Annotated in this window: 4 protein-coding genes; all 4 read left to right on the top strand. The window is 69.6% G+C overall.

The features are described 5' to 3' along the window. A partial coding sequence (locus ACTIDRAF_RS0212515) for a DciA family protein (protein WP_016699085.1) occupies positions 1-373 on the top strand: 373 nt, incomplete at its 5' end. 368 nt (positions 374-741) lie between these two features. Next, the gene (gyrB, locus tag ACTIDRAF_RS0212510) at positions 742-2,712 is read left to right on the top strand and encodes a DNA topoisomerase (ATP-hydrolyzing) subunit B (RefSeq protein ID WP_016699084.1); all 1,971 of its coding nucleotides are present in this window, start codon (positions 742-744) and stop codon (positions 2,710-2,712) included. Between the two features lie 79 nt (positions 2,713-2,791). After that, positions 2,792-5,329, top strand: a complete 2,538-nt coding sequence (gene gyrA, locus ACTIDRAF_RS0212505; RefSeq protein ID WP_016699083.1) for a DNA gyrase subunit A — start codon at positions 2,792-2,794, stop codon at positions 5,327-5,329. Positions 5,330-5,439: 110 nt separating this feature from the next. Beyond that, positions 5,440-6,183, top strand: a complete 744-nt coding sequence (locus ACTIDRAF_RS33800; protein ID WP_083886261.1) for a DUF3566 domain-containing protein — start codon at positions 5,440-5,442, stop codon at positions 6,181-6,183. Positions 6,184-6,238: the final 55 nt, after the last annotated feature.

The raw sequence follows: 6,238 nt of genomic DNA, 5'->3' as shown, positions 1-6,238 counted from the left end.
GGGCACGCGCCCGGACGAGCGCGACCCGCAGCCGCTCGGGCGGCTGGCGGTGCGCTTGGTCGCCGAGCGGGGCTGGGGGGACCAGCTCGCCGGTGGCGCCCTCTTCGGCCGGTGGGACCGGTTGGTAGGACCGGACATCGCGGAACACGTGCGCCCGGTCACACTGCGGGACGGGGAACTGACGGTCCTGGCCGACTCGACGGCGTGGGCGACCCAACTCAGGCTGCTGCAACGACAGCTGCTCGAACGGATCGCCGGGGCCGTTGGGCAGAACCTCGTCAGGCGGTTGCGGATCCAGGGCCCGTCGGCGCCGAGCTGGCGCTACGGCCCCAAGCACGTCTCCGGCCGGGGGCCCCGGGACACCTACGGCTGACCGGCGCGCCCCGCCGGGCACACCCCGCCGTTCCCCGGCCGGGTCGGGGGACCCGGGCGCGGTGATCCCCGGCCCGACGGCCGCGGCGTCCCACCCGAAGACTCAGCGGCTTCCAGCGCCACCGAAGGGGATTTTCGGCGGTTCGGACCTGGCCCTGTTCTTCTCGGCCCGGCAGCGGGGCAGCCAGGGGTGTCCTTTGCCCGCTTCTGTGGGGGTTGGGCAGTAGACTCGAAGGGGACCGCGTTCACGGCCTGCCCTCCACGACCGTGTCTTCACGTGGGTCCGGTCCTTTCCAGCCCGCGCCACAGGGATGGCGCGGGGGTCCCGAACGGGGCCAGCAGCGTCGGCATGAGGAGAACCCGAGGCTCGTGGCAGCGAACAAGAACGAGTACAACGCGTCATCCATCAGCATCCTTGAGGGCCTCGACGCGGTGCGGAAGCGTCCCGGCATGTACATCGGCTCGACCGGGGAGCGTGGCCTCCACCACCTCATCCAGGAGCTGGTGGACAACTCGGTCGACGAGGCGATGGCCGGGTACGCCAGCAGGGTCGAGGTGACCCTGCTGGCCGACGGTGGTGTCCGCGTCGTCGACGACGGCCGGGGTATCCCGGTCGACATGCACCCCGTCGAGAAGCGCCCGGCGGTCGAGGTGATCCTCACCGTCCTGCACGCCGGCGGGAAGTTCGACAGCAAGTCGTACGCGGTGTCCGGAGGCCTGCACGGTGTCGGCGCCTCCGTCGTCAACGCGCTCTCCCACACCTTCGAGGTGGAGATCCACCGCGACGGCCACGTCTGGCGGCAGCGCTACTCGAAGTCGAAGCCGGTCCACCCCCTGGAGAAGGGGGAGACCACCGACCGCACGGGTACCTCGCAGACCTTCTGGGCCGACCCGGAGATCTTCGAGACCACCACCTACAACGCCGAGACGGTGGCCAGGCGCCTCCAGGAGATGGCCTTCCTGAACAAGGGGCTGACCATCGTCCTGCGCGACGAGCGGGTCGACGAGCAGGAGCTGGCCGAGGACGCGGAGGGGGAGGCCCCGCAGGCCACCGAACGCGTCTTCCACTACCCCGGGGGGCTGGAGGACTTCGTCGGGCACATCAACGCCACCCGCGAGGCCGTCCACCGCAAGATCATCGCCTTCGAGGCCCAGGGTGACGGCCTCCAGGTCGAGGTGGCCATGCAGTGGAACAACGGCTACACCCCCTCCGTCTACACCTTCGCCAACACCATCAACACCCACGAGGGCGGTACGCACGAGGAGGGGTTCCGCGCGGCGCTCACGCGCGTCGTCAACGAGTACGCGCGGGAGAAGCGGCTCCTGAAGGAGAAGGACTCCAACCTGACCGGCGACGACGTCCGCGAGGGTCTGGCGGCCATCGTGTCGATCAAGCTCGCCGAGCCCCAGTTCGAAGGCCAGACCAAGACCAAGCTGGGCAACAGCGAGGCGAAGGGCTTCGTGCAGCGGACCTGCAACGAGCACCTCGCCGACTGGTTCGAGCGCCACCCCACCGAGGCCAAGTCGATCGTGTCGAAGGCCGTGTCCTCCGCCCAGGCGAGGATGGCCGCGCGGAAGGCCCGGGAACTGGTGCGCCGCAAGGGGGCGCTCGACATCGGTGGGCTGCCCGGCAAGCTGAAGGACTGCCGTTCCCGCAACCCGGAGGAGTGCGAGCTCTACATCGTCGAGGGCGACTCGGCGGGTGGCTCCGCGAAGGAGGGGCGGGACTCGCAGTTCCAGGCGATCCTGCCGATCCGAGGCAAGATCATCAACGTGGAGAAGTCCCGGCTGGACCGGGTCCTCAAGAACAACGAGGTGCAGAGCCTCATCACGGCCCTGGGCACCGGGATCCACGACGAGTTCGACCTCGGCAAGCTGCGGTACCACAAGATCGTGCTGATGGCTGACGCCGACGTCGACGGCCAGCACATCAGGACCCTGCTGCTCACCCTGCTGTTCCGCTTCATGCGCCCGCTGGTCGAGCACGGCCACGTCTACCTCGCCTCGCCGCCGCTGTACAAGGTGAAGTGGTCCCGCGCCGAGCCCGAGTACGCCTACTCCGACCGCGAGCGGGACGGCCTCATCGAGGCCGGGGTGGCGGCCGGCAAGCGGTACCCCAAGGAGGACGGGGTCCAGCGCTACAAGGGCCTCGGGGAGATGAACGCCGAGGAGCTGTGGGAGACCACGATGGACCCGGCCAACCGCCTGCTGCGCCAGGTCACCCTCGACGACGCGGCCACCGCCGACGAACTGTTCAGCGTCCTGATGGGCGAGGACGTCGAAGCCCGCCGCTCGTTCATCACGCGCAACGCGAGGGATGTGCGCTTCCTGGACATCTGACCGGTCACCTCCAGGACGGCGGCCCGCCCACCGAAGGGCCGCCGCGCACCCCTGAACCCCGCACACGAGAAGGACTGCAATGACCGAGACGACCCTGCCACCGGACGGCGACCGCATCGAGCCGGTCGACATCCAGCAGGAGATGCAGCGCTCCTACATCGACTACGCGATGAGCGTGATCGTCAGCAGGGCGCTGCCCGACGTGCGTGACGGGCTCAAACCCGTGCACCGGCGGGTGCTCTACGCGATGTACGACGCCGGCTACCGACCGGACCGAAGTCACGTCAAGTGCTCCCGCATCGTCGGCGACGTGATGGGCAACTACCACCCCCACGGCGACTCCAGCATCTACGACACCCTGGTGCGGCTGGCGCAGCGGTGGTCGATGCGGCACCCGCTGGTCGACGGGCAGGGCAACTTCGGGTCCCCGGGCAACGACCCGGCGGCAGCCATGCGCTACACCGAGGCGAGGCTCACACCGCTGGCGATGCAGATGCTGGCGGACATCGACGAGGACACCGTCGACTTCCGGGACAACTACGACGGCAGGACGCAGGAGCCGGACGTCCTGCCGTCCCGCATCCCGAACCTGCTCGTCAACGGCGGCGGTGGGATCGCGGTCGGCATGGCGACCAACATCCCGCCCCACAACCTGCGTGAGGTCGCCGAGGGCGTCTTCTGGGCACTGGACAACCCGGACGCCTCCGAGGACGAGACGCTCGCCGCGATGATGCAGCGGATCAAGGGCCCGGACTTCCCGACCAGCGGGTTGATCCTGGGCACCTCGGGCATCGAGGAGGCCTACCGCACCGGACGGGGCTCCATCCGGACCCGGGCGGTCATCGAGGTCGAGGAGGACGGCAAGGGCCGGACCATCCTCGTCGTGACCGAACTGCCGTACCAGGTGAACCCGGACAACCTCGTCGAGGGGATCGCCACCCTCGTCCGTGACGGCAAGCTCACCGGGATCGCCGACATCGCGGACGAGACCAACAGCCGCCGGGGCATGCGCATCGTGATCACCCTCAAGCGGGACGCGGTGGCGAAGGTCGTGCTGAACAACCTCTACAAGCACACCCAGCTGCAGAACTCCTTCGGCGTCAACATGCTCGCCCTCGTCGACGGGGTCCCCCGGACGTTGCGGCTGGACCAGGTCATCCGGCACTACGTCAAACACCAGGTCGAGGTCATCGTCCGCCGCACGCGGTTCCGGTTGCGCAAGGCCGAGGAGCGCGCCCACATCCTGCGCGGGCTGGTTAAGGCGCTGGACGCGCTCGACGAGGTCATCGCCCTCATCCGGGGCTCGCGGACGGTCGACGTCGCGCGTTCCGGCCTGATCGACCTCCTCGACATCGATGAGAGCCAGGCGAACGCGATCCTGGAGATGCAGCTCCGCCGCCTCGCAGCCCTGGAGCGCCAGAAGATCACCACCGAACTCGGTGAGATCGAGCGCGAGATCGCCGACCTGGAGGACATCCTCGCCAGGCCGGAGCGCCAGCGCGTCATCATCAAGGACGAGCTGAAGGCGATCGTCGACAAGCACGGTGAGGACCGCCGGACCCGGATCATCCCCTACGAGGGGGAGGTCTCGGTCGAGGACCTGATCGCGGTCGAGGACGTGGTCGTCACCATCACCCGCACCGGCTACGCGAAGCGGACCCGCACCGACCTCTACCGCGCGCAGAAGCGTGGCGGGAAGGGCGTGCAGGGAGCGGCTCTCAAACAGGACGACATCGTCGCCCACTTCTTCGTGTGCTCCACCCACGACTGGATCCTGTTCTTCACCAACCAGGGGCGGGTGTACCGCGCCCGGGCCTTCGAACTGCCCGAGGCGAACAGGAACGCGCGGGGGCAGCACGTGGCGAACCTGCTCGCCTTCCAGCCGGACGAGCACATCGCCCAGGTGATGCAGATCAAGGACTACCAGGCGGCGCCGTACCTGGTGCTGGCCACGAAGAAGGGGCTGGTCAAGAAGTCCCGCCTGTCGGACTTCGACTCGAACCGCTCCGGTGGGCTGATCGGCGTCAACCTCCGCGACGACGACGAGCTGGTGGGCGCGGTGCTGTGCGGGCCGGAGGACGACCTGCTCCTCGTCTCGGCGGAGGGCCAGTCCATCCGCTTCCACGCCACCGACGAGGTGCTTCGTCCGATGGGGCGGGCCACCTCGGGCGTGTTGGGGATGCGATTCAACCAGGGGGATGAACTCCTGGCGATGGCCGTCTGCCGCGAGGACCGTTTCCTGCTGGTCGCCACCACCGGTGGGTACGCCAAGCGCACCCCGATCGATGACTACCCGGTGCAGGGACGCGGCGGGAAGGGCGTGCTGACCATCCAGCACGACAAGCGTCGTGGGAGGCTTGTCGGAGCGCTCATCGTCGACCTCGACGACGAGCTCTACGCGATCACGTCGACCGGGGGCGTGATCAGGACCGCCGCCAAGGAGGTCCGCAAGGCAGGCCGTCAGACCAAGGGTGTGCGTCTCATGAACCTGGGTGAGGGCACCACGCTGCTGGCCGTGGCGCGGAACGCCGACGAGGCCGCCGACCCGGACGCCGCGGCGGGCGAGGTCGTCGACGCCGCCATCGAGAACGGGACAGCGGGGAAGGACGAGGGATGAGTTCGCCAGGCAGCCCGGACCAGCGGCAGCCCGCGGAGGGCAGCGGCTCCGAGTCGGAGTCCGGCGGGGACAGCGTTCCGCAGGCGGTCGGTGGGGAGAAGACCACCTTCATGACCCCGGTGGCCCCGGCGTCGGCCAGGTCGGCGACCGGGAGCGGGTCCGATCCCGTCGGGGGGACCGACGAGCCGGCTGCCGCCGCTGCCGAGGAACGAGCGTCGACACCGCCCTGGCAGCGGTCAGCGGCCCAGGGGGGCGCCGACCAGCAGTCGCCGGGTGCCGGCGCGGGAAACCCTGAACCGCAGGCTGGTCAGGGGTACGCTTCCAGCGCGGCGGCGGGGGCGTCGCCCGGGGGAAGCGAGGCGACGACCACCATGACGAAACCTGTGGGAGCCGAACAAAGCGGAGCCGTGGGCCGGGCGCCGGTGAACTTCCCGGGGCCCGGAGGTCGTCCGGCGTCCTCCGGTGGTTCCGGTCTGACGGGTCGTCGGCCCGGACGAGGCCCCCGTCGGGCGAGCCTCCAGGTCAAACGGGTGGACCCCTGGTCGGTGCTGAAGCTGGCCCTGGTGCTCAGCGTCGCCGCGTTCTTCATCTGGTTGGTCGCGGTCGGCGTGCTCTACGGCGTCCTGGACGGCATGCGGGTGTGGGACTCCCTGAACGGGACCTACAACGACCTGACCGGTGACGCCACCGAGGGCGACCTGATCAGCGCCGGTCGGGTGTTCGGGGTGGCCGCGATCGTCGGCGCCATCAACATCGTGCTGTTCACCGCGCTGGCGACCGTGGGCGCGTTCGTCTACAACGTGTCGGCGGACCTCGCCGGCGGGATCGAGTTGACGCTGTCGGAACGCGACTGACGGCGCCACACCACCCCGCGACGCCCGACCGGGCCCACCGGTCGGGCGTCGCGTC

Source organism: Actinoalloteichus spitiensis RMV-1378 (genome assembly GCF_000239155.1).
Lineage (GTDB): Bacteria > Actinomycetota > Actinomycetes > Mycobacteriales > Pseudonocardiaceae > Actinoalloteichus_B > Actinoalloteichus_B spitiensis.
Note: the sequence above shows the minus strand (reverse complement) of the source record. Positions and strands in the feature narration are given on the sequence as shown.